Source organism: Pedobacter antarcticus (assembly GCF_900112985.1).
GTDB classification, from domain to species: Bacteria; Bacteroidota; Bacteroidia; order Sphingobacteriales; family Sphingobacteriaceae; genus Pedobacter; species Pedobacter antarcticus.
In genome coordinates, this window is the sequence record NZ_FONS01000005.1 from 141,934 (window position 1) to 162,586 (window position 20,653).

18 protein-coding genes are annotated in these 20,653 nt (G+C 39.5%); 9 read left to right on the forward strand and 9 right to left on the reverse strand.

The annotated features are described in order from the left end of the window. Positions 1–52: 52 nt before the first annotated feature. From BM192_RS12200 to BM192_RS12215, 5 genes are all read right to left on the reverse strand, one after another. The gene (locus tag BM192_RS12200; RefSeq protein WP_037441813.1) at positions 53–1,687 is read right to left on the reverse strand and encodes a RagB/SusD family nutrient uptake outer membrane protein; all 1,635 of its coding nucleotides are present in this window, start codon (positions 1,685–1,687) and stop codon (positions 53–55) included. 11 nt (positions 1,688–1,698) lie between these two features. Then, the gene (locus BM192_RS12205; protein ID WP_234797554.1) at positions 1,699–4,758 is read right to left on the reverse strand and encodes a SusC/RagA family TonB-linked outer membrane protein; all 3,060 of its coding nucleotides are present in this window, start codon (positions 4,756–4,758) and stop codon (positions 1,699–1,701) included. Between the two features lie 313 nt (positions 4,759–5,071). Then, positions 5,072–5,650, reverse strand: coding sequence for a C40 family peptidase (locus tag BM192_RS12210; protein ID WP_037441812.1), 579 nt, complete (start codon positions 5,648–5,650; stop codon positions 5,072–5,074). Continuing rightward, positions 5,569–5,979 carry a hypothetical protein gene (locus BM192_RS20950; RefSeq protein WP_051759967.1) on the reverse strand — a complete coding sequence of 137 codons (411 nt, stop codon included), beginning with the start codon at positions 5,977–5,979 and terminating at the stop codon, positions 5,569–5,571. The genes BM192_RS12210 and BM192_RS20950 overlap by 82 nt, the downstream gene beginning before the upstream one ends. A 76-nt stretch (positions 5,980–6,055) precedes the next feature. After that, positions 6,056–6,706, reverse strand: a complete 651-nt coding sequence (locus BM192_RS12215; protein ID WP_037441810.1) for a DUF6266 family protein — start codon at positions 6,704–6,706, stop codon at positions 6,056–6,058. A gap of 360 nt (positions 6,707–7,066) precedes the next feature. On the opposite strand from BM192_RS12215, the gene BM192_RS12220 reads away from it, so the two are divergent. Then, positions 7,067–7,639 (forward strand): hypothetical protein, encoded by a 573-nt coding sequence (locus BM192_RS12220; protein WP_037441808.1) that lies wholly within the window; start codon positions 7,067–7,069, stop codon positions 7,637–7,639. Between the two features lie 128 nt (positions 7,640–7,767). On the opposite strand, the gene BM192_RS12225 is transcribed toward BM192_RS12220, so the two are convergent. The 4 genes from BM192_RS12225 to BM192_RS12240 form a co-directional block, all read right to left on the reverse strand. Further along, on the reverse strand, positions 7,768–9,513 hold the full coding sequence (locus BM192_RS12225; protein WP_081857524.1) for an ATP-binding protein: 1,746 nt from the start codon (positions 9,511–9,513) through the stop codon (positions 7,768–7,770). A gap of 119 nt (positions 9,514–9,632) precedes the next feature. Continuing rightward, a complete protein-coding gene (locus BM192_RS12230) occupies positions 9,633–10,625 on the reverse strand; it encodes a PAS domain-containing protein (RefSeq protein WP_037441805.1) in 993 nt (330 codons plus the stop codon). Positions 10,626–10,916: 291 nt separating this feature from the next. Beyond that, entirely contained in the window at positions 10,917–11,204 is a 288-nt protein-coding gene (locus tag BM192_RS12235) for a MerR family transcriptional regulator (RefSeq protein WP_037441803.1), read from the reverse strand. Positions 11,205–11,230: 26 nt separating this feature from the next. Continuing rightward, positions 11,231–11,881 (reverse strand): DUF6266 family protein, encoded by a 651-nt coding sequence (locus tag BM192_RS12240; RefSeq protein WP_037441800.1) that lies wholly within the window; start codon positions 11,879–11,881, stop codon positions 11,231–11,233. A gap of 374 nt (positions 11,882–12,255) precedes the next feature. On the opposite strand from BM192_RS12240, the gene BM192_RS12245 reads away from it, so the two are divergent. From BM192_RS12245 to BM192_RS12280, 8 genes are all read left to right on the forward strand, one after another. Then, positions 12,256–12,609 carry a guanyl-specific ribonuclease gene (locus BM192_RS12245; RefSeq protein ID WP_051759965.1) on the forward strand — a complete coding sequence of 118 codons (354 nt, stop codon included), beginning with the start codon at positions 12,256–12,258 and terminating at the stop codon, positions 12,607–12,609. Positions 12,610–12,614: 5 nt separating this feature from the next. Then, positions 12,615–13,058 carry a barstar family protein gene (locus BM192_RS12250; protein WP_051759963.1) on the forward strand — a complete coding sequence of 148 codons (444 nt, stop codon included), beginning with the start codon at positions 12,615–12,617 and terminating at the stop codon, positions 13,056–13,058. A gap of 60 nt (positions 13,059–13,118) precedes the next feature. Continuing rightward, positions 13,119–13,778 carry a hypothetical protein gene (locus BM192_RS12255; RefSeq protein ID WP_037441798.1) on the forward strand — a complete coding sequence of 220 codons (660 nt, stop codon included), beginning with the start codon at positions 13,119–13,121 and terminating at the stop codon, positions 13,776–13,778. A 153-nt stretch (positions 13,779–13,931) separates the two neighbouring features. Further along, the gene (rfbD, locus tag BM192_RS12260; protein ID WP_037441796.1) at positions 13,932–14,783 is read left to right on the forward strand and encodes a dTDP-4-dehydrorhamnose reductase; all 852 of its coding nucleotides are present in this window, start codon (positions 13,932–13,934) and stop codon (positions 14,781–14,783) included. 3 nt (positions 14,784–14,786) lie between these two features. Beyond that, positions 14,787–15,647, forward strand: coding sequence for a glucose-1-phosphate thymidylyltransferase RfbA (gene rfbA, locus BM192_RS12265; protein ID WP_074963996.1), 861 nt, complete (start codon positions 14,787–14,789; stop codon positions 15,645–15,647). Positions 15,648–15,649: 2 nt separating this feature from the next. Further along, complete coding sequence (rfbB, locus tag BM192_RS12270) at positions 15,650–16,711, forward strand: dTDP-glucose 4,6-dehydratase (RefSeq protein ID WP_037443155.1); 1,062 nt, start codon at positions 15,650–15,652, stop codon at positions 16,709–16,711. Positions 16,712–16,869: 158 nt separating this feature from the next. Further along, positions 16,870–18,006 carry a GDP-mannose 4,6-dehydratase gene (gene gmd, locus BM192_RS12275; protein ID WP_037443153.1) on the forward strand — a complete coding sequence of 379 codons (1,137 nt, stop codon included), beginning with the start codon at positions 16,870–16,872 and terminating at the stop codon, positions 18,004–18,006. 22 nt (positions 18,007–18,028) lie between these two features. Next, entirely contained in the window at positions 18,029–20,626 is a 2,598-nt protein-coding gene (locus tag BM192_RS12280) for an SLBB domain-containing protein (RefSeq protein WP_037443150.1), read from the forward strand. The last annotated feature ends 27 nt before the right edge of the window (positions 20,627–20,653 follow it).

The following is a 20,653-nucleotide window of genomic DNA, read 5'->3' on the forward strand; positions in this document are numbered from 1 at the left end:
GCTTCCGGTTTTCCGGAAGCCCTTCAGCTAAATTTAATATATAAACGGGTACTTAGTAGCCCGGGTTTTGTGTGATATTCTCGTTCAGATCACGTTGTCGCTGCGGAATCGGGAATAAGTTCCGATTTGTAGCAGATGGGTTATGATCCCACCATGATGCTGTCGTAAATTTACCGAAACGGATCAGGTCATTTCTTCTGAAACCTTCGAAGATCAATTCACGTCCACGCTCTGCTAATAACTCATCCATAGTTAATGTACCAGTAGTATATGCTTTCTTCGGCCACTCTTCGGCAGTGAATGCACGTTTTTTAGTTGCATTAACTAATTCTACAGCTTCTGAAGTTGCGCTACCACCACTTTTTCGCATGATTGCTTCTGCTTTAGAAAGGTACACCCAGCTTAAACGATAAACATTCCAGTCATTACTGTTGTATTTAGGGTCAGCAGCAGACGCTGTCGGACCTACTTCCTGATTCCCTAATTTATATTTATTAAAGCGGACACCAGAATTCTCTTCACCTTCACTCATGTTAGAAACAGTTGAGTTGGTTTTGTTTCTACGGATATTATCTACGAAAACTAATGGCTCTTTATTATATTCTTCAGAACCCAGTACAGGTTGACCATTAGAAAATTTCACCATTGGGCCTTCGAGGAACCAACCTGTTTTACGGGCATCAGCCGCATCGTAAGTAGTGAATACACCTGGAATCAGGACGACGCCATTATTCCCATTTCTACCGCCACCATAGATTTCTCTTTGCAGGAAGTGAAAGAATTCGCCAGGAAATGGAACCTGTGTCTGTGCAATCTGGTAATCATACACCAATGAAAATAACACTTCCTTAGACAGGTCATTGGTGGTTTTGAATTGATCAGTGATATTAGCATCCAATGCAACCGGACCGTTTTGGCCGCCAGCCGCACCACTAATCAGCTGATTTGCTGCGGCAATACAATCATCCCAACGTGCTTCGCCAGTGTAGACTTCTGCATTCAGATATAATTCAACGAGCATGGCATAAGCACCAGCCTGCGTCATTCTGCCCATCATGTTTCTAGAAAGCTTAGGGGCCAGATTGATATTGTCTTTAATTTCCTTCTCTACAAACTCAAAGACTTCTTTACGTGAAAGGGTTTCTGGTTTAATAGGAATACCTACTTGGGTAACTACAGGAATATTACCGAACATATCCATTAGTTTTAAATAATGGAATGCCCTTAATAACTTCAACTCTGCCAGATATTCCTGCTTCTCGGTTGGAGTAATTCCCATTGCGGCAGGTTCTCTTTTTTCGAGATTACCGATCGGGTCGTTACAAAGACCCATTCCCCAGAACATGAGTACCCAGGAATTATTCAGACCTGCTTCATCTACGGTCCAGGTATGGTAATGTAATCTTTTCCACTTACCGCCGTCTTCACCGTGACGGCCTTTGGTTGGCCAGGCTAACTGATCTGCAGAAAGCTCTGATGCACGCCAATAATTATCCTGACCGGAAGGTGAAACCCAGGCTGCAGCATGCGTATAAGGACGCAATACCGCAGAAAGAACCTCAGTTTTATTATTATAAAAATCATCTGCAATGATCTGATCGTACGCATTTTCATCTAATTTCGTACAGCCATTAGCAAGACTTACTACGGCAATCAGACCAGTATATAATATAGCTTTGTTTATCATTATTTCTTTAATTAAAATCCAACATTAAGACCAACCAGGAAAGAGCGGGAATTTGGATACCTATTTCTAAGATCGATACCAGGGCCAAGGCCAGTATCCTGAACGAAATCGGGATCATTTCCAGAATAACCGGTAATGGTCGCCAGATTTTGTCCGGTGATATAAACTCTGGCATTACGGAACCAGTTAGATTTAGACTTGATATTATAGCCAAGAGTTACTTCATCAATTTTTACATGGGAACCACTTTCCAGGTAGTAATCAGAATACATATAAGTATCATTGATATCAGCGTATTTACCGAATGTTTCTTTTAAGACATTTCCGCTCCAGGTTTTGTTACCGTAAGTAAGGGCCGTCGTGTTCAGGATTTTGTAGTCAAATTTACCGCGTAAGAAAATTCGCAGGTCAAAATCTTTATATCTGAAATTATTGGTCCAGGACATATAGTATTTAGGTGTTGCTCTGCCAAGCGGAGCTAAGTCAGTTAGACCTTCATCATAAGAAACATTAATCTTGTCGTTCGTTACAGCTTCGCCATTGCGGTTATAGAATAACCATTTCCCTTCAGGTGTAAAGCCTGCAAAACGTTTACCGTAGAAAATTCCGACCTCACCGCCTTCGTAGGTTGTTATAGCCTTACCCAGGTCACCAGCCCCTTCGATATCACCGAATGGTTGGTATGGTACTTTGAATTGATCGTTGGAATAGGAATCCAGAACGTTCTTGATTGTACTGGCAGTAGCGTCCATGCTCCATGAAAAGTTGTCATTTTTAATCGCAGCATAACTAATAGCCAGCTCTATACCTTTGGAAGAGATTGTACCCACATTTGCAAAGATTTTGTCTTGCACATAAGGTGGCTGCGGAGATGTATAACGATCTAACAGATCTTTGGTTGTTCGTTTAAACACATCTATGGAACCCGATAAACGGTTGTCTGCTAATTTGAAGTCTAAACCAATATTCAGCTCTCTTTTAGTTTCCCACTTCAAGTTCGGGTTGGGGTTAGCATCTGGTCCGTAAGTCTGGTACCAGTTACCATCAGGGAAAAGGTACTTGTTACCCGGCCCCATAGTTACCCTGGATACGTTATTATCATTGGGCGTGTTACCAGTCACACCATAACCACCTCTTAATTTCAGGTAATTAATGAACTTGATATCTTTCATGAAGTTTTCCTCAGAGACATTCCATCCTACGGAAACCGCAGGAAAATTACCCCATCTGTTGTTCACTCCAAATTTAGATGAACCCTCACGGCGCATGATTACTTGCAGGAGGTATTTATTATCTAATGCGTAGTTTATTCTACCAAAGAAGGCTGTTAAAGTGTCATCCTGTTTTCCACTTTCCATTTTTGCCAGACCTAAGCCTAATGCGGCACCTTCCTGCATGCGGTCTTCATGGAAATTATCATTGATAAATCCACGGTTTTCCATCAAGGAAGTCTCCCTTATATTATAGCGGTAACTGTAACCACCAATAGCCGTTACGCTATGTCTTTCGGCAAAAGTTTTCTGATATTGTATAGTAGGTTCTAAAGCATACTTCTGCTCCAGCTCCATTCCCCTCATCGCAAATCCACCACCTGGGAAATCTGAGTTTTCCATAGAGTCTTCGCCAGCTTTTAAACGGTAACCTCCATCGTTGAAGTTATTGCGGGTAACGGATCCAAAAACCGAAGCTTTTAAACCATCAATGATCTCCATGTCTATCTTTCCATCTGCTGAGCTGGTTTGTTGTTTGCGATACTGAGTTTCCTGTTTCAGGCGTGCAAAATAATTCGTGCTGGTTAGATCAAAACGATAAGTACCGTCTGGATTGTAATTGGATAAAGTTGGGTTTTTGGCCATTTCACTTTCCCATATCGGTGTCGTATTCAATTCATCGTTTCCACCCAGCATATTGGCTTTGTTTATATTTGTAGCCAAGTTTAACTGCACGTTCAGGCGGTCATTCAGACCTTTTTGATTAACATTTAAACGCAGAGTATATTCTTCACGACCATTCTCTTTAGCAATACCTTCCAGATTCCTGTAATTTACACTGGCACGGTAACTGCTCTTTTCGGTACCTCCCGATAATGAAAGATTATGGTTCATAGATAGATTGCTATGATTAATCATGTCATCATAAAAATCTGTGCTGCTGCCAAAATCCTGCTGTTTCAATTCTCCCGAAGCAATTTTCTCACGATATTCATCTGCAGTAAGAAATTTCTGCCTGTCTCTTATATACTCTTTACGGAAATAGCTGCTGTAATTAAATACAGGAGGTCCTGGCTTGCCTTTTTTGGTAGTAATCAAAATTACACCGGCATTTGCACTAGTACCATAGATAGCAGCACCAGAACCATCTTTTAAAACGTCGATCGATTCGATATCATCTTGTTGAAGTAAATCTGGATTACCACCCGGAATACCATCAATTACATAAAGTGGTGCTGCTGCACCCTGTACAGATACTGCACCCCTTAATTGAGTAGCAACACCCGAATTCGGGTTAGATCCACCAGTTCTGGTTAATTGTAAACCTGCAACTTTACCCTGGATCAGATCCAAAGGATTACGTGAACCACTCTGATTGAATTTCTCTGCACTAACGTGGGTAACTGCAGAAGTCACTTCTTTACTCGAAAGTGTTCCGTAACCAACACTCACAATTTCTACGTTCTCTAAAGTTGTACTGCTTGGTTTTAACTGTACATCTATAGTTGTTTTAGTGCCTACAGGTGCTTCCTGAGCTTCATATCCGATAAAGTTAAATACTAAAATCGCAGCTGAAGTCGGAACTTTAATGCTATACTTACCATTGGCATCAGTAGAGACCACGGTTTGGGTACCTTTTACCTTAATACTTACACCCGGCAGGCCTAAACCTGTCTCGTCTTTTACTGTTCCCTGGATGGTCAGTTCCTGGCGATAAGGCATGATGCCTGTAGTAGGGTTGAGTTCAGCCGGCAAATTTGCCGCCCGGATTTCCGGGGCGCATAAACCCAAAGAAAGCAAGGCTATTCCACTGTAAAGCGGCAGTCCAGGCTTCATTAATCTGGTAAATTTTTGTTTCATAAATTAATTTTTTTGTTTAAGAAGTAGAAGCGTCAATTGACTTTTAAGAATGCGTTTATCGCCACAGAAATTATCGCAGAAAAACGATTTAGTGCCACTCAAAAACGTATGCATCGGACGTAGTTGGTTCATAAGTATTTATATTTGGAAATTCGTGTTAAAACGTTTTAGTGACGTCAATATATTATTAATAATTAATTTCTGAAAATCTAACATTCATATGGGTGTGTATTTTTATTCTCAACTACCCTTATATATAGAGCTTGATTATCTGTTGTACAGTGAGTTATGATTGTTTTAAAAAAACTGTTATTTACCATCCTGTTTTTACCATTTTTACCCAATCTGCTGTACGATAACTAGTTTTTGTATGGCGCTTTCTTCGGTAAACTCCGTCACCTTCAATAGACCCGTACAGGTTCGTATTCCCCTCAATACTCAGGTACCAGTCACCTTGAATTCTTTCAATTATACCAGCATGTGCAATCCGTTTTTTCTGCGGAATATAGATGCCAAATACCTGTGCCGCTTTTAACTTAGACGTTAAACGAGAGGCCGGAAACAGTGAAGGCGACCATCCGGTTATCGGCTCATGAAAACCTTCCTGACGGAATATCCAGCTTATGAAAGCAGCGCACCAGGGTTGTCCCTTTTTTAGCCCCGCTACCGCTAGATATTCCTCTACTCTTGGGCCGTCATTTTTGCCTGTCAGCTCTCTGACGCCGAGTTCTGCGCGGGCGATTTTAAGGATTGCGGCCCTGCAGTTATCCTCGGTGGCCGCATCAGCAGTGTAAATTTCTGCCCGTTCCTTTAACAAATTGCCACCAGGCATATTGATGCTGTTAGCAAGAGTAAAGCAAAACAGGCCCAATAGAAGCTGATTTGTTGCCATAATGTGAGGGTTTTAAAATGTAAAGCCAGTTGATGCGGAGTTGGCATAGTTTTGCTGCTCCAGAGATATTGCATTAGCCACCAGCAGATAAGTAGTATTAGCAAGAAAGTAATCAGGCTGAGAATAATCAGCAGCCATACAGACTGGTCTACAGACGCAGCTGTTTCATCCAGCCGGTGCAGCCATTCCGGTGCGAAGATCCAGATGGTTAACAGCAGAAGCAGCAACCTGATTACCGGGTGAATAGATTGCTGGAGTTTAAGAGAAAAGCCCTGTTTTTTGAGACTTAGCGGAAGAATTATGGGATTCTTATTAAATAATATAGACATGTGAATCTTCTTTAAGAGAAATGTGAAATAAACATTAAAGAACCCCGGCCAGGCGATCCGGCCGGGGTTTGGGATTTTAATCTATAATCAGATGTTTACCCAGGTAAGTACTTCTCGAAGCAGACTTACCATCTTCGGCTACGAGCATGAGCCATGCATGAACCTCATGACCTGTATAGGAATAAGGAAGGCGAAGCGTAGCCGTCAGATCTTCCCTTTTGGCTACAGACTGATGAGTCAATGAAGATCCATCTTCAGGATTGTAGACCATCATGCAGATGGTATCTTCCGGCTTCGTTCCCCGGGCATCAATCTCGTTGATAGACCAGTCTACTTTTAAAGCAGCCTCTGCAGGAACACTTTCTGCGAGCGGGTTAAATACACCATTGAGTTTACCATTTCCCAATAGAACCTTTGCGAAATCAATCACATAGGCCGGGGCAATTCCGCCGATCGCATTTCTAATGTTCAGGCTTGTAGCGACATTTCTCGCAGACAGGTTTCCGGTTAAGGCCGGAAAGCCAAGATTTATAGCTTCTGCAAATTTCCCGAGAAACGCAGTCATCAGACCGAATTTAGAACGTTGCCTGGCCTGCGGCTCTGTAGGACTCTTTCCCGATTTTTTTGGAGCACTGCGGCCGACTGTTAATTTTCTCCATTTTGCGATCACAACCTGACCGATTTTACCACTGAAGTCACCTATCTGACCTGGTTTAATTTTTGACATAATTTTAAATGTTTAATGATGAATAATAATTCAAGCCTGTTTGGCTACCGGTAGCTTCCGACTCGTTAAACGAATGTATGTCAGTGTATTTTAATATCCTATAAATCAGACTGTTGTGTCCTTGTTTGTCTGGTGGTGTCCAGCTTTGTCCGTGAGATAGGCGAAAGAATCAATTTTGTATTGAAATTATGAACTCGTATCTGATGAGTTAATACAGAATTAGGATAAGCTCTGGAGGTTGATGATCTTTTAAAGATGAGGCTAGCAGAATTAGCTAGAATGGGAAAGTATCTATAATTAAAATTAGTGTTAGATTTAGATTAATTATAATTACATTTTAATTAAAATTAGTTTATTCCTATGAAACGGATCAATAATTATCGCTCTTGGTTTAATTTGCTATTCTTAACTACATTTTTAGCTTTCGGATGTAAAAAAGATCATTCAATAAATGAGTTAAAACAGAAGTATAATGGCAAATATGCAATTGTGAGTGCAACTGTAGACAAACAGGTGGATGTTAACTTTGACGGCGTTGCAAATACTGAGCTGTTAAAAGAGATAACAACATTAAAAGATTCTTATCTTGAATTAATTATCCGTGATAACGTAAAATCGTATGTTTTCTCACAGTTTTGGCAGAATCAATATTTCGATAGTGTAGATGGTAAAATGCCAAGCGTTTACGATCCCAGTATTATCGTCAACTATGTAAATCAGGCTACAGTGTCTTCTTTTACTATAAATCCAGAACAATCAAAGCTAATATTGACCAGGGAAAATATAGATTCATCCTTCCCATTGCCGGATTCGGTAGAGATTTTACCCAATCAGAATATAAAAGTAAGGACCTCCAAATCTTTGTATACAAGTTCTGGCTGGCAAAAATTAGCTCTAACGGTAGTTTATGAAAGGTTTATTGATCAAATTTAAGATCTGTTTCAGAGATACTGGATCAGTCACCAGCAAAAAAGTCGCGGGCAATTCCACTAATCCATTTTTAATGTTCAAGATGAGTAAAACTACGCCGTTAGTGGGGGCAGCTGGGGCACCTGACCGCATCAGGTGATCTCGGGCGTAACTAATCTCTGTTCAAGCTTAATCCTAAGTTCCTCTAGCTGAAAAGGCTTTTGCAGATAATCATTCATTCCGGCACTTATTACGCGCTTTTGCACTTGATCGGAAACTGAAGCTGTTAAAGCAATAATATAAACAGTGGCTTTTAACGGATTTGTTAATTTTCTGATCTCCTGGGTTGCCTGTACACCATCCATTACAGGCATATGCATATCCATCAATACCACATCATAATCGTTGGTCGCCAGCAAGTCAAGTACTTCAGCTCCGTTTTCTGCAATGTCGGCAGAAATATTCCAGCGTTTGAACAGCTGTTTCATAAAGTAAATATTCATCATGTTGTCCTCTGCTAACAAGATGCGCAGGCTACTCAGAGATATTTCAGCAACCTCGGGAGCAGAGCCTTGCGTATCAGGCAATTTTTGCTTGTCCAGCTGTAACCGGATACTGAAATGAAATTTCGTTCCTTTACCCAACTGGCTCTCTGCCCATATCTGACTTCCAAACATCTCCACTAACTGCTTAACTATAGCCAGTCCTAATCCTGTCCCGCCAAACTTGCGGGTAGTGCTCGCTGTAGCTTGTTGAAAAGGTTCGAATACAAGCTTTAACTGATCGTCAGAAATTCCAATCCCTGTATCAGTCACATTAAATCTAACTGTTATATACGAAGCGTCACTTTGCTCGACTTCGGTACTTAAGGTAACTTCACCATGCTCTGTAAACTTTACAGCATTACCAATCAGGTTGTAAAGGACCTGACTAAGGCGTGTGGGGTCACTTATGAAGTTTTTACCTTTAATCTGGTTATTCACAGACAAGTTAAATTTCAATCCTTTCTCCTGTGCATTGAACTCCATCCCTTTAGCAATACCATTCAAAAGTAACTCCAATGAAAAAGAAGTGGACTCTAGTTCCAGTTTTCCCGATTGCATTTTATTAATATCGAGGATATTATTGATCAGTGTTAAAAGGCTTTCCGCAGAAAATTTAAGTACGTCAAGCTGCTCTCTTTGCTGGACATTAGTATAGTCACTTTTTAAAAGGCCGGCTATACCAATCACCGAATTTAAAGGAGTCCGCAGTTCGTGAGACATTGTCGATAAGAAGTTGCTTTTGGCGTCGGCCGCCTCTGCAAGTTGTACATTCAAGAGTTTGCTTGCCCTCATATTTTCATAAAGAACCCCGTAGAAATAAAAACATGAAAGCAGGATCACCAACCAGTTAACCGAAATATAGAGATCACTTAAATTTTGCGGTAACGGCTGTAGCCCGGCGAATTTTGAAGGAATATAGTGAACAAGGATCACCGAGGCAGCAGATATTAATGTGTAAAAGGTACCCCATTTTTTACCTAGTCCAAAAAATGAAGAAAGGATAACCATAAAAATAGCTTGCATCGCAACGATGTCCGGTCCGACAGATGGCGTAAATACGCGATAGTAGACGTGAGCGATGGTAGCAATCACTGCATAATGTATTCCCCAGGGTACAATTCGGGGGAACTTTCGCAGGAGAAGAATGATCAATGCCGATGAAACCATTAGGCGTATCGCACGGCCACTGCCATTGTTAGCATGGTTAATTACAGCATCATAAAGATATAAGCCTCCCTTGATAATGTTGGCGCAGAGCATCAGGGTAAATAATCGTAACTGAGCACTAAGAAGAGAGGTGTCGCTTAAAGCGCTACTCATATACTTATAGCGCCGAAATATCTTCTTTTTCATGTATAAACAAATAATGTACGATTATGACGTTCCAGAATTTGTGAAGTTAGGTAAATAGGATCTAAATACACCTGCCGCAAAATAACTGCACAACAAGGCAAACGCGATAGATAGGAAAATTAGTATGTAGGCGTAATCATTGTGTTGGAAGCAATTTTTATCATTTCGTCTAGTTCCTGAACACTAGTTTGCAGCATTTTGAATAAATCGCGGCTTTCTTCCGTTAGTTCTTCGTATTCCAATAGTTGCGTTAAGCCTATTATGTTTGCGAGTGGCTTCCGTATCATGTGAGAATGACTGTAGGCCAAATTAGTGAACAGCTGCCTGTTTTCAGCCAGTGTTTTATGAGCGCTTGTGAGGCTGAGACTGAGAGAGGAATAGTTGGCAATCTGGAGCATTTTCTGCTTGTGGATATTTGTACATGAACCAAACCACGATTCTATTTTCCCCTCTTTATTAAAATACGGGATTATAGAAACAAAAAACCATTCTTCTTTTTCACTTATGCCCTTCAGCCTGATTTCCCTTTCAAAAATTTTCCCTTTCTCCAGAGAAGATTTCCATGCTTCGTGACATTTGGCCCGGTCTGCCTCCGCTACACCACCAAATTCAGTATAGAAGCTCATTGGCTGTTCACCAAAATAATCTTTCACTTTTTCATTAACAAAAATACACTCACCATCAGCAGAAATCGTCCAGATCTGGTTTGGTAGCCTATTGGACAGTAATTCATGATTTTCTCTGTATGTTATTTTTGTTATGCTAGCATTGATTAAAATCAGGCCGCCCGACTCATCTTTATAACTCACTGCATTAAACAAAGCATCAACTTCTCCATTTGGAGAATCAAAAGTAAGACTGACTTCATTGGCCGCACAATTTATATTAAGGATAGGATTGATTACCCGATCATAATAACGTTCCGAAGCTTGGTTAAGAATAGACCTGAAGTTTAATTTACAAATGTCCTCGTTGCTAATATTCATCCATTTGCAGAAGGTCTCATTTACGCGTAAAATACTGCCATCAGGGAGGTACGAAATGAATCCACCCGGCAGTTGGTCATATAGGAAGTCCGTTTTAAGATATTTGCTGAGCGTATCCGTATTCATTAATCCTTTTGCATAAATTTTCGTTAAAAACTTCTTCGGATAAATCAAATTCGGACGGCGACTTTAACAAGTAGCATAATATCCTAATATTTAATTGGGGAAAGACGTTGTTTACGAAAAAGCAAAAATAAAGCCAAATAACGCTTTTTTTTAATTTTTTTTTCAATAAAATCCCATGATATATTAAAACATAAATTATTCATTATTAGATTATCATGATGCTGGTATCATGCAAAACTTCATTTTAAATTTAAAGACCTGACACTGAATTGGCCAGGTCTTGGTAAAATCTTAAAATTCTGCCGGTACAGACTTCAGCTTGTATATTTCGTGTTTGCTGTAGTAGGGCATATTGGCAATTATCACCTGACGGACCAGTCCTGCTCTTACATACCTGCGGATAGTTCTCGGGTCTTTACGGAGCAGGTGTGCAGCTTCTTTCTGGCTCAGCAATTCATCTGTAGGGTCATATGCAGGTTGTAGATTCTGGTTAATAATCTGCTGTTCGGCCAGTTCGATCAGATAATAGATCAGGTCTGTGAACCTATTAATTTTCATAATAATTGCTTTTATAGTCATGTTTAGGGTTTTTAGTGGTAATCTGGTTAGGGGGTTAAAGGAGTTTGCCAATCGAACTGGCCTAAATAAGTGCTGTTTGAAATGGAGCCATGATCCGCAGATATGAAAGACATATAAGTATGTACTTCTGTAAGATTAACAGATGCGGGTAATTCTAGTAAGTGCTCACCTTTGTGACGTTTTTCTCCGTTTAACAATTCAATGCCATAGCCTTTCTCTGGGAAATAGGCCACCAGCATTACTTGATCATCAGGTTTGCATCCAGGGATATTGGCGTCATAATCCCATTTAAACAAAATTCCAGCTATGTGTAATTCGGCGTGCATATTTGGAGCCATTCGCATTTGGCCGACGGTCAATAATGCTTTTGAATAATCTATAGTTAGGGTTGGATATTTGCCGCTTATTATTAAAGAATGATTTTGGGCCTTTGCTATATTATGTGGCACCTGGCCATTTTTTCTAGCTTCTAGCTCAAATCCCTTTCGGATAAAAAATTTTAGATGAGACATAAAAGTGCTAACTATAACGATAGCTCGCTGACCGGATTTCTCCTGGTCGGTAATTGGAGCTGTCCTTTCGCCTGCTCTTCGTTTGACGCCTTTATTGTTTAGGCAATACTCAATAGTTCGATTCGGGTCCTTTGTACTTCTCTTGATGCGTTTTTTAAATAGCATTTCTCTTGATCATTTAATAAATACTCTATTGATTAAACCCAAAGTAGATATTATTTATTGATTAACGATTATTATTTTTTAATAAAATGACACGTTCAGTGTATTTTGAGTTATTAAATAGCTTAATAAGCTATATATTATTTATATTATTAATATGCTGTTGTTCGGGTCGACCTCGGGTCAACCTCGGGTTAAGTCCAGGATTGGACCGGGTTTTAGTAGGACAACGGTAGAATAATGCTCTAACAACACTCTCAGGAGACTATAACTTAACTTAATCAGCATTTTTATAAAGTAACATACCGATTTAATTACCTAAATTTTGAAAAGCTGTATTAAATGTTATTTTTGGATAACAGAAGAATTCAACTCATATGAAAGCGCTTAGGTATTATAAATGGATTGGCTTTTTCCTGTTATGTTTTATTTCTTTTACCCCCTTTCAGGGGAATCTGAATGCACAGACACAGCAAGTATCAAAAGTCCCGCAGAAAGTATATCGTATCGCCGGATATATCGAACGTAACGGGCGGCCAATGGACGGATATGTTGGCGGACGAAGATTTCAAAACAGAGAAAGATTGCTACCTGTACAGGATTCTTATAAAGAATACGATGTAAATCCGAAAATTAGGGGGAAGAACAGGGGGCCGGAACGATTGATCTTATCTGCCCGGGGATCAAGATATTACACTGCAGATCACTACAGGCATTTTATAAAATTTTGAGAGATATGAAGAATGGTTTTTATATATATGATTCTGCATCACTAATTAAGCCCCTGCATAATATGGCTGTCGCCGACGGTGAAAAATGCAGGGACCTGAAGACATTTGTAGTTTTGTTAGCGGAAAAATTCAGCTTTCCAGATTATTTTAGTGACAACCTGGATTCCCTGGAGGAAATATTAAATGATATGAGCTGGCTAGAGGATAATAACTTCGCGATCATGATCAGTAATTATGCTGATTTCCTCAAGAGCGAGAAACCATCCCGTAAGGCAGCCTTATTGAGTTTGTTTGCAGAAACCGCTTCGCAATGGCAGCACGTACCGAATTATCCCGGAGAGGAAGCTTACCGGGACAGAGCAGATTTCCGGATTTATATAGAACGCTGTCCTGAGGCTATTGAAGATCTGGAAGAACTGGATATTCCCGTTCAGGGATATCTCGGTTAAACAATTAAGGGCATAGAATTTGAACTCATTTTGGACTAATAAACCTTACTAACCTGTTATATGATCAAAAAATTACTACTGATAGCACTTATGTGCTGCTCTACATTTGCATTTGCACAGAAAGATGGCGACGCTAAAATTAGTCTTGGTGTCCGGGGCTATAACTATATCGAGCTTCCTCAACTTTTCAATCAGGTGAAAGATCATCAGTTTATCAATACCAAATTCAATAGTTATATCATTAAATTTAATGACGGGCTCTTCAGTTACAGGCTTAACGGTAATTATATCAATAAATCCCTGCAGTTTGATAATAACTGTACCGGCTGCGATCTAACCAGTGGTAAAGTGAAAGATTATGCTTTTAAGGCTGGTTTCGAAAAAAACTTTTCTTATACAGGTATCCAGCCTTATTTCGCCTTTGATTTAGGATACCGTTCAACTGAATTTAATGGCAGAGGATTCCAGGCAGAAAGAGTTCCTTCTGCAGTAGATTTCAGAAAACGTGGAATCACCGTTACGCCGGTACTCGGAATTAAGATTAGTCCGATAAAAGAGCTATCCATCTTTGCGGAAAGTAATATGGAATTCTTCTATGCTTTCGGAAAAGAGCGTTCAACTGCTGACGGCGCAGACCAGCCAACGAATTCGCATAAGTTTAAAAAAGGAGAGTTCTTATTGAATCCGGTCGCAGTAGGTGTCCAGTTTCATTTTAGGTAAAAAATAACGACTAAATTTGTCAGATATTATTTTATACTACCCTGAATATTATTTTTTTCACAAAAAAAATAGGGTTTTAGTTAAAACATAGCGTCTTACTCTGTTAATTTGATATTTTTGCAGGGAATTACGTTTTAATTTTAATTAATGAGCATGAATATCATAGTGGTTGGTGGTACGGGCCAGCTGGGGCAGTGTTTGCAGGAAACTACCCGGTCGAAAAAATGGGATTATAATTTTGTTTTCCTGTCCAGTAAAGACTTGAACTACACAGATAAGGATCAAACGGCTGCCATTTTCAAGACTTACTCCCCTGTTTTTTGCATTAATTGTGCTGCTTACACTGCAGTTGATCTTGCCGAAGATGAACAGGAACAGGCGTTTGCAATAAATCAGTATGCTGTGAAGAATTTAGCTGAACAATGCAGGTTATATGATACGACACTAATCCATATTTCTACCGATTTTGTGTTCAACGGCGATTATAGTATTCCCCTAACCGAAGAACTTCCAGTAAATCCAGTTAATGTTTATGGTCTTTCTAAATTAAAAGGCGAACAAGAGATTCAAGGGATACTGGAAAAATATTATACCATCAGAACAAGTTGGTTATATTCCGAAAAAGCCAATAATTTCGTTAAAACCATGTTGAATCTTTCTAAAAACAGAGATCAGCTCAATGTAATTTACGATCAGGTTGGTACGCCGACTTATGCAATAGACCTCGCAAAAGTTATAATCAAAATTATATCATTAGAAAAGCCAGTATATGGATTATATCATTACAGTAACGAAGGCGTTGCTTCCTGGTATGATTTTGCAAAAGCTGTATTTGAATTTGCAGAAATAGATATGAAAATCAGTCCGGTTTCTTCTGCTGCTTTTGTCACAAAAGCTAAGCGTCCGCACTTCTCGGTACTGGATAAATCCAAAATCAAAAAGGCTTTAAATATTGAAATCCCTTATTGGAGGGATAGTCTGAATACCTGTATACAAAACTTATAATAGATGAAAGGAATTATTTTAGCTGGTGGTAGTGGCACCAGATTGCATCCGCTTACGCTGGTAATGAGTAAACAAATGATGCCTGTTTATGATAAACCGATGATCTATTATCCGTTGTCTACATTAATGCTGGCAGGAATTAATGAGATTCTGATTATTTCAACACCCCACGATCTGCCTAATTTCGAGAAACTATTAGGCGATGGCAGTAAATTGGGCTGTAAATTCAGTTATGCAGTTCAGCATGAGCCAAATGGACTGGCACAAGCCTTCGTTATTGGAGAGGAATTCATTGGAACAGATAAAGTTGCTTTAGTACTTGGAGATAACATCTTTTACGGAGATGGAATGGCTAAATTGTTACAGTCGAGTGCCGACCCTAATGGCGGTGTCGTTTTCGCCTATCGGGTTTCAGATCCGGAACGATATGGTGTAGTGGAGTTCAATGAAAATAATCGGGCTATTTCTATTGAGGAGAAGCCGGTTAATCCTAAATCCGATTACGCAGTTCCTGGTTTGTATTTCTATGATAATAGTGTGGTGGAAATTGCGAAGAATATTAAACCCAGCCCAAGAGGTGAATATGAAATTACCGATGTAAATAAAGTCTACTTAGCCCAGGGCAATTTAAAAGTGGGTATGTTAAGCAGAGGGACAGCCTGGCTCGATACCGGAACATTTGCTTCTTTAATGCAGGCTGGAGAATTTGTGCAGGTGATAGAAGAAAGACAAGGCTTGAAAATAGGGGCAATAGAAGAAGTTGCTTATCGAATGGGTTTTATTAACGAAGAGCAATTAGGTGAAATTGCAACCCCATTGGTTAAAAGTGGCTATGGAGCTTATTTATTAAAATTATTAAAGTAAAAATGAACAACAATAATATTATCATTATTACCGGCGGAGCAGGGTTTATCGGATCACACGTAGTACGGAGGTTTGTTAAAAATTATCCTGAGTATCAGATTGTAAATTTGGATAAGCTTACTTATGCTGGGAATCTGGAAAATCTGACAGATATTGAACATAAAGATAATTATTCCTTCCTGAAGGGAGATATTACCGATGCGGCGTTCATACTAGATACTTTTAAAAAATTGCAGCCTTATGCTGTTCTTCATTTGGCTGCCGAGTCACATGTAGACCGCTCTATCGCTAATCCTATGGAATTTGTCATGACGAACGTCATCGGTACGGTTAACTTGCTGAATGCTGCCCGTGAAGTCTGGAAAGATAATTATGGCGCTCACCGTTTTTATCATGTGTCTACAGATGAGGTTTATGGTGCATTAGGAGAGACTGGTATGTTTACAGAAGAAACTGCTTACGATCCGCACAGCCCGTATTCGGCATCTAAAGCAAGTTCTGATCATTTTGTGAGGGCCTATCAGGACACTTATGGTATGAATGTAGTCATATCAAATTGTTCTAACAATTATGGCTCGCACCACTTTCCGGAGAAACTGATTCCTCTGGCAATCAATAATATAAAGAATAATAAGCCTGTACCAGTTTATGGTAAAGGAGAAAACGTACGTGACTGGCTTTGGGTAGAAGATCATGCGCGTGCTATTGATGTCATATTCCATAAAGCAGAATCTGGCCAGACTTATAACATTGGTGGACATAATGAGTGGAAAAATATTGATCTCATCAATCTCCTTTGCAAAATAATGGATGAGAAGCTGGGCCGCCCAGAAGGAGAATCTGCGAAATTAATTACTTATGTAACAGATCGTGCCGGCCATGATTTGCGTTATGCAATTGACAGTTCCAAATTACAGGAAGAACTAGGATGGATACCTAGCCTGCAGTTTGAAGAAGGTTTGGCTAAAACAGTTGACTGGTACTTGAAGAATGCAGAATGGGTAGACCAGATTACTAGCGGAGAATATCAAAAATATTATGAATCTCAGTATCAAGATAGATAATAGCTGGACTGTTACCATTTCGTTGGCCCAATTGTACTCAAATTGCATCATTAATAATTCTATATTTGTTTCTTAGTTAAGAAATCATTTCGAAGTCATTTATTCAATAGCGCCTATGCACGTTGAAATGACTTTAATTAATTTAATAATATACGCTGATGAAAGTTGCCTTGATAACGGGTGTTACGGGACAGGACGGGGCCTATCTGGCAGAGTTTCTCTTGAAAAAGGGTTATTTTGTGCATGGATTGAAAAGACGTTCTTCATTATTTAATACCGAACGTATAGATCACCTGTACCAGGATCAGCATGAACATGCTGTGAGGTTTAAACTTCATTTTGGCGATTTGACTGATTCTACTAACCTCATTCGGATTATCCAGGAAACGCAGCCAGACGAGATTTATAACCTTGCTGCGATGAGCCATGTGCAGGTGAGTTTCGAAATGCCGGAATATACAGCTAATGCAGATGGAATCGGAACATTGAGGTTACTGGAAGCAGTAAGGATATTGGGGTTGGAGAAGAAAACAAAAATATATCAAGCCTCTACTTCAGAGCTTTATGGCTTAGTTCAAGCCGTACCGCAGAGTGAGACGACACCATTTTATCCACGTTCGCCATATGCCGTTGCTAAATTATATGGTTATTGGATTATGGTTAATTATAGGGAGGCCTACGGGATGTTTGCGACCAATGGGATTTTATTTAATCATGAAAGCCCGTTAAGAGGTGAAACATTTGTGACCCGTAAAATAACCAGGGCTGCTGCTAAAATAGCTTTAGGTCTGCAAAACTGTCTTTATTTAGGTAACCTTTCTGCGCAACGCGATTGGGGCCATGCTAAAGATTATGTAGAAGCGATGTGGCTAATTTTACAACAAGAAAAGGCCGAAGATTATGTAATTGCAACTGGTGTAACAACAACTGTTCGTGAATTTGTTAAGATGAGCTTTGCCGAATTAGGAATTGACGTAGAGTTCTCGGGTAAAGATGAACATGAAAAAGGTGTAATCATTGACGTTGATACCGACAAAGTTATTGCACTGGGTCTAAATGACGCCAACCTTAAATTAGGTACAACCATTGTACGCGTAGATCCAAGATATTTCCGCCCGACAGAAGTTGACCTTTTATTGGGAGACCCTTCTAAAGCAAAAAAACAATTAGGCTGGGAACCTAAATATGATCTGGCTATGCTGGTAGAGGATATGGTGCAGGCAGATTTACTATTGATGCGAAAAGATGAATACCTGAAAAAGGGTGGTTTCAACACTTTGAATTCTTTCGAATAATATTTTAATACGATTACGTTATATGAATTTTCAAAAAATTATTGCGTCTTTAATTCTGGTGATAGCTATAGCTTTCTCTACTGGAGCTTATGCACAGACAAATTATTCTGATGTAAGGGTTGACGATTTAACTGATGCCCAGATCCAGCAGCTGATTCAAAAGGCCGAATCAGTTGGGTATACTGACGTGCAGCTAGAACAAATGGCTGCAGCTCAGGGAATGAAGCCGGAGGAAGTTCAGAAATTAAGGCTGAGAGTTGAAAAGCTTAAGATACAAACTGGTTCTGATAAAGATCCAAAGAATAAAAATCAGACAAAAAATGAATTTTCAGAAGTTGATGATACTTTTGAAAGATCATATGGTGATGATGAACCAAGAGATTCCACAAAAACAAAGTACGATTTAGAACAGAAGAAAAAGAAAGAATTGAAGGATGCTTTTGGCAACCTAATACCAAAGATTTTTGGGGCAGAGCTATTTGCAAACAGCAATATTAAGTTTGAGCCAAATTTAAGAATGGCAACACCAAAAAGTTATATAATTGGCCCTGATGATCAGTTGCTCATTGATTTGACTGGCGATAACGAAGCCAATTACAAATTGACTGTAAGCCCAGACGGTAATGTCAGGTTACAGTATGTTGGCTTAATTTCAGTTGGTGGTCTGTCTATCGAACAAGCAACTTCTAAATTACGCTCTTTAATGAGTGGCACATACCCTGGCTTAAAAAGTGGAAGAACTCAAGTTGCAATAAACCTCGGAAATATCAGAAGTATAAAAGTAACGATATTAGGAGAAGTAGTTAAACCAGGATCCTATACCTTATCCTCTTTATCTACAGTTTTCAATGCTTTAAATGCATCAGGCGGACCGAATGAAAATGGATCTTTCCGTAAGATACAGGTTGTCCGTAATAATAATGTTATTGCCACCATCGACGTTTATGACTTTTTGCTGAATGGAATTCAGAAAGGTAACGTTAGGTTACAAGATCAGGATATTATTAATATTCCGGTTTATCAATCCAGAGTTGAAATGTCCGGAGAGGTAAAAAGGCCTGCCTTATTTGAGGTTCTGAATACCGAAAGTCTGGAAGATGTAATCAGATTTGCGGGCGGTTTCTCAAATAAAGCTTATACCGCAAGAATTAAGGTTCTGCAAAACACAAATAAAGAAAGAAGGATAACTGATGTATTTGCTGATGATTACAGCAAATATAATCCGTTGAACGGAGATAAATATGTTGTAGAACAGATTCTCGACCGTTTTGCAAATCGTGTTGAGATTACCGGAGCTGTATTTCGTCCCGGGCAGTATGAACTGGAAAACGGCTTGACTTTAAAACAACTTATTCTGAAAGCTGATGGATTGAAAGAAGATGCATTTTTAAATAGAGGTTATATATCAAGATTGAACTCAGATAATACATTGGCACTGCAATCATTTGATGTAAGTAAAATTTTAAGTGGCGCTGAACAAGATATTGTTCTTAAGCGTGAAGATAAAGTTACAATATCTTCTTTATTTGACTTGCGGGACGAGTATAAGGTCGATATTAAAGGTGAAGTGAGAAATCCGGGGAAATTTGATTTTGCCGAAGGAATGACGCTAGAATCGTTAATACAGATGGCGGGTGGATTTAAGGAAGGTGCTACTCCGAATAGGGTGGAGATTGCCAGAAGGATCAAAAATAGTGATGCTACCTCTGCTAATGCAATTACCGCCGAAGTTATTAACGTAAGCATTTCACCAGAGTTACAAATAATGGAATCTGCCCCTGTATTGCAACCTTTCGATATCGTGTCAATACGGAGTTCCGAAGGGTATCAGGTACAGCAGCAGGTTAAGATTGAAGGTGAAGTCTTGTACCCTGGTATTTATACGATTACTCGTAAGGACGAACGTATTTCTGATCTGATCAAACGTGCCGGCGGCCTAACAGCTTTGTCATTTGCCGAAGGAGCCTCGCTAAAAAGACCCGGTCCTGATAAGCCAGAGGAAGATGAGGAGGTAAAGTTAGATAAATATGGTAATCCTATTTTGAAAAAAGAATCCAAAACCTTGATAGCTGCTTCGAAGAAAAAAGAAGAGGAAGAAATGCAAAAGCTTGCTAATTTGAAGCGTTTACAACAAGGCGAAGGGGCCGTTGTTGATACAGCTCAACTGGCTAAGGAAGTTAAAACCTTAGGTAGCGACTTAGTCGGAATTGATTTAGTTAGAATTTTGAAAAAACCTCTTTCTAAATATGATCTTCTGCTTGAAGATGGCGATGTAATTAAAGTTCCTAAGCAATTACAGACCGTGAAAGTAACCGGTGAGGTACTTCGCCCGATAAATATAGTTTACAGCTCAAATAAGAGTATGGTTTCCTATATCAACGGTGCGGGAGGGTTTACGTATAATGCAAATAAGAAAGGCGCGTACATCCAGTATGCCAACGGTGCGGTTGATGCGAATCATAAATTTCTTTTCTTTAACAATTATCCAAAGGTTAAGCCTGGAGCGGAGATATTTGTGCCTAAACGTGCACCCAGGGAAAAACTAGGAGTAGCTGGTGTGGTTGGTATTACATCCGCGCTTGCTACAGTGGCTGCGGTACTTATCAGTGTACTTAGATAATATAATTTAATAGGTCAGAATTAGCAT

What these genes read in the sequence shown, in the direction of transcription:
- rfbD (WP_037441796.1), top strand. Translation starts at nt 13,932, where the DNA reads ATGAATATCATAGTGGTTGGTGGTACGGGCCAGCTGGGGCAGTGTTTG.
- BM192_RS12215 (WP_037441810.1), bottom strand. Translation starts at nt 6,706, where the DNA reads ATGTCAAAAATTAAACCAGGTCAGATAGGTGACTTCAGTGGTAAAATC.
- BM192_RS20950 (WP_051759967.1), bottom strand. Translation starts at nt 5,979, where the DNA reads ATGTCTATATTATTTAATAAGAATCCCATAATTCTTCCGCTAAGTCTC.
- BM192_RS12220 (WP_037441808.1), top strand. Translation starts at nt 7,067, where the DNA reads ATGAAACGGATCAATAATTATCGCTCTTGGTTTAATTTGCTATTCTTA.
- BM192_RS12200 (WP_037441813.1), bottom strand. Translation starts at nt 1,687, where the DNA reads ATGATAAACAAAGCTATATTATATACTGGTCTGATTGCCGTAGTAAGT.
- BM192_RS12230 (WP_037441805.1), bottom strand. Translation starts at nt 10,625, where the DNA reads ATGAATACGGATACGCTCAGCAAATATCTTAAAACGGACTTCCTATAT.
- rfbB (WP_037443155.1), top strand. Translation starts at nt 15,650, where the DNA reads ATGAACAACAATAATATTATCATTATTACCGGCGGAGCAGGGTTTATC.
- BM192_RS12205 (WP_234797554.1), bottom strand. Translation starts at nt 4,758, where the DNA reads ATGAAACAAAAATTTACCAGATTAATGAAGCCTGGACTGCCGCTTTAC.
- BM192_RS12245 (WP_051759965.1), top strand. Translation starts at nt 12,256, where the DNA reads ATGAAAGCGCTTAGGTATTATAAATGGATTGGCTTTTTCCTGTTATGT.
- BM192_RS12235 (WP_037441803.1), bottom strand. Translation starts at nt 11,204, where the DNA reads ATGACTATAAAAGCAATTATTATGAAAATTAATAGGTTCACAGACCTG.
- BM192_RS12225 (WP_081857524.1), bottom strand. Translation starts at nt 9,513, where the DNA reads ATGAAAAAGAAGATATTTCGGCGCTATAAGTATATGAGTAGCGCTTTA.
- BM192_RS12280 (WP_037443150.1), top strand. Translation starts at nt 18,029, where the DNA reads ATGAATTTTCAAAAAATTATTGCGTCTTTAATTCTGGTGATAGCTATA.
- BM192_RS12255 (WP_037441798.1), top strand. Translation starts at nt 13,119, where the DNA reads ATGATCAAAAAATTACTACTGATAGCACTTATGTGCTGCTCTACATTT.
- BM192_RS12240 (WP_037441800.1), bottom strand. Translation starts at nt 11,881, where the DNA reads ATGCTATTTAAAAAACGCATCAAGAGAAGTACAAAGGACCCGAATCGA.
- gmd (WP_037443153.1), top strand. Translation starts at nt 16,870, where the DNA reads ATGAAAGTTGCCTTGATAACGGGTGTTACGGGACAGGACGGGGCCTAT.
- rfbA (WP_074963996.1), top strand. Translation starts at nt 14,787, where the DNA reads ATGAAAGGAATTATTTTAGCTGGTGGTAGTGGCACCAGATTGCATCCG.
- BM192_RS12210 (WP_037441812.1), bottom strand. Translation starts at nt 5,650, where the DNA reads ATGGCAACAAATCAGCTTCTATTGGGCCTGTTTTGCTTTACTCTTGCT.
- BM192_RS12250 (WP_051759963.1), top strand. Translation starts at nt 12,615, where the DNA reads ATGAAGAATGGTTTTTATATATATGATTCTGCATCACTAATTAAGCCC.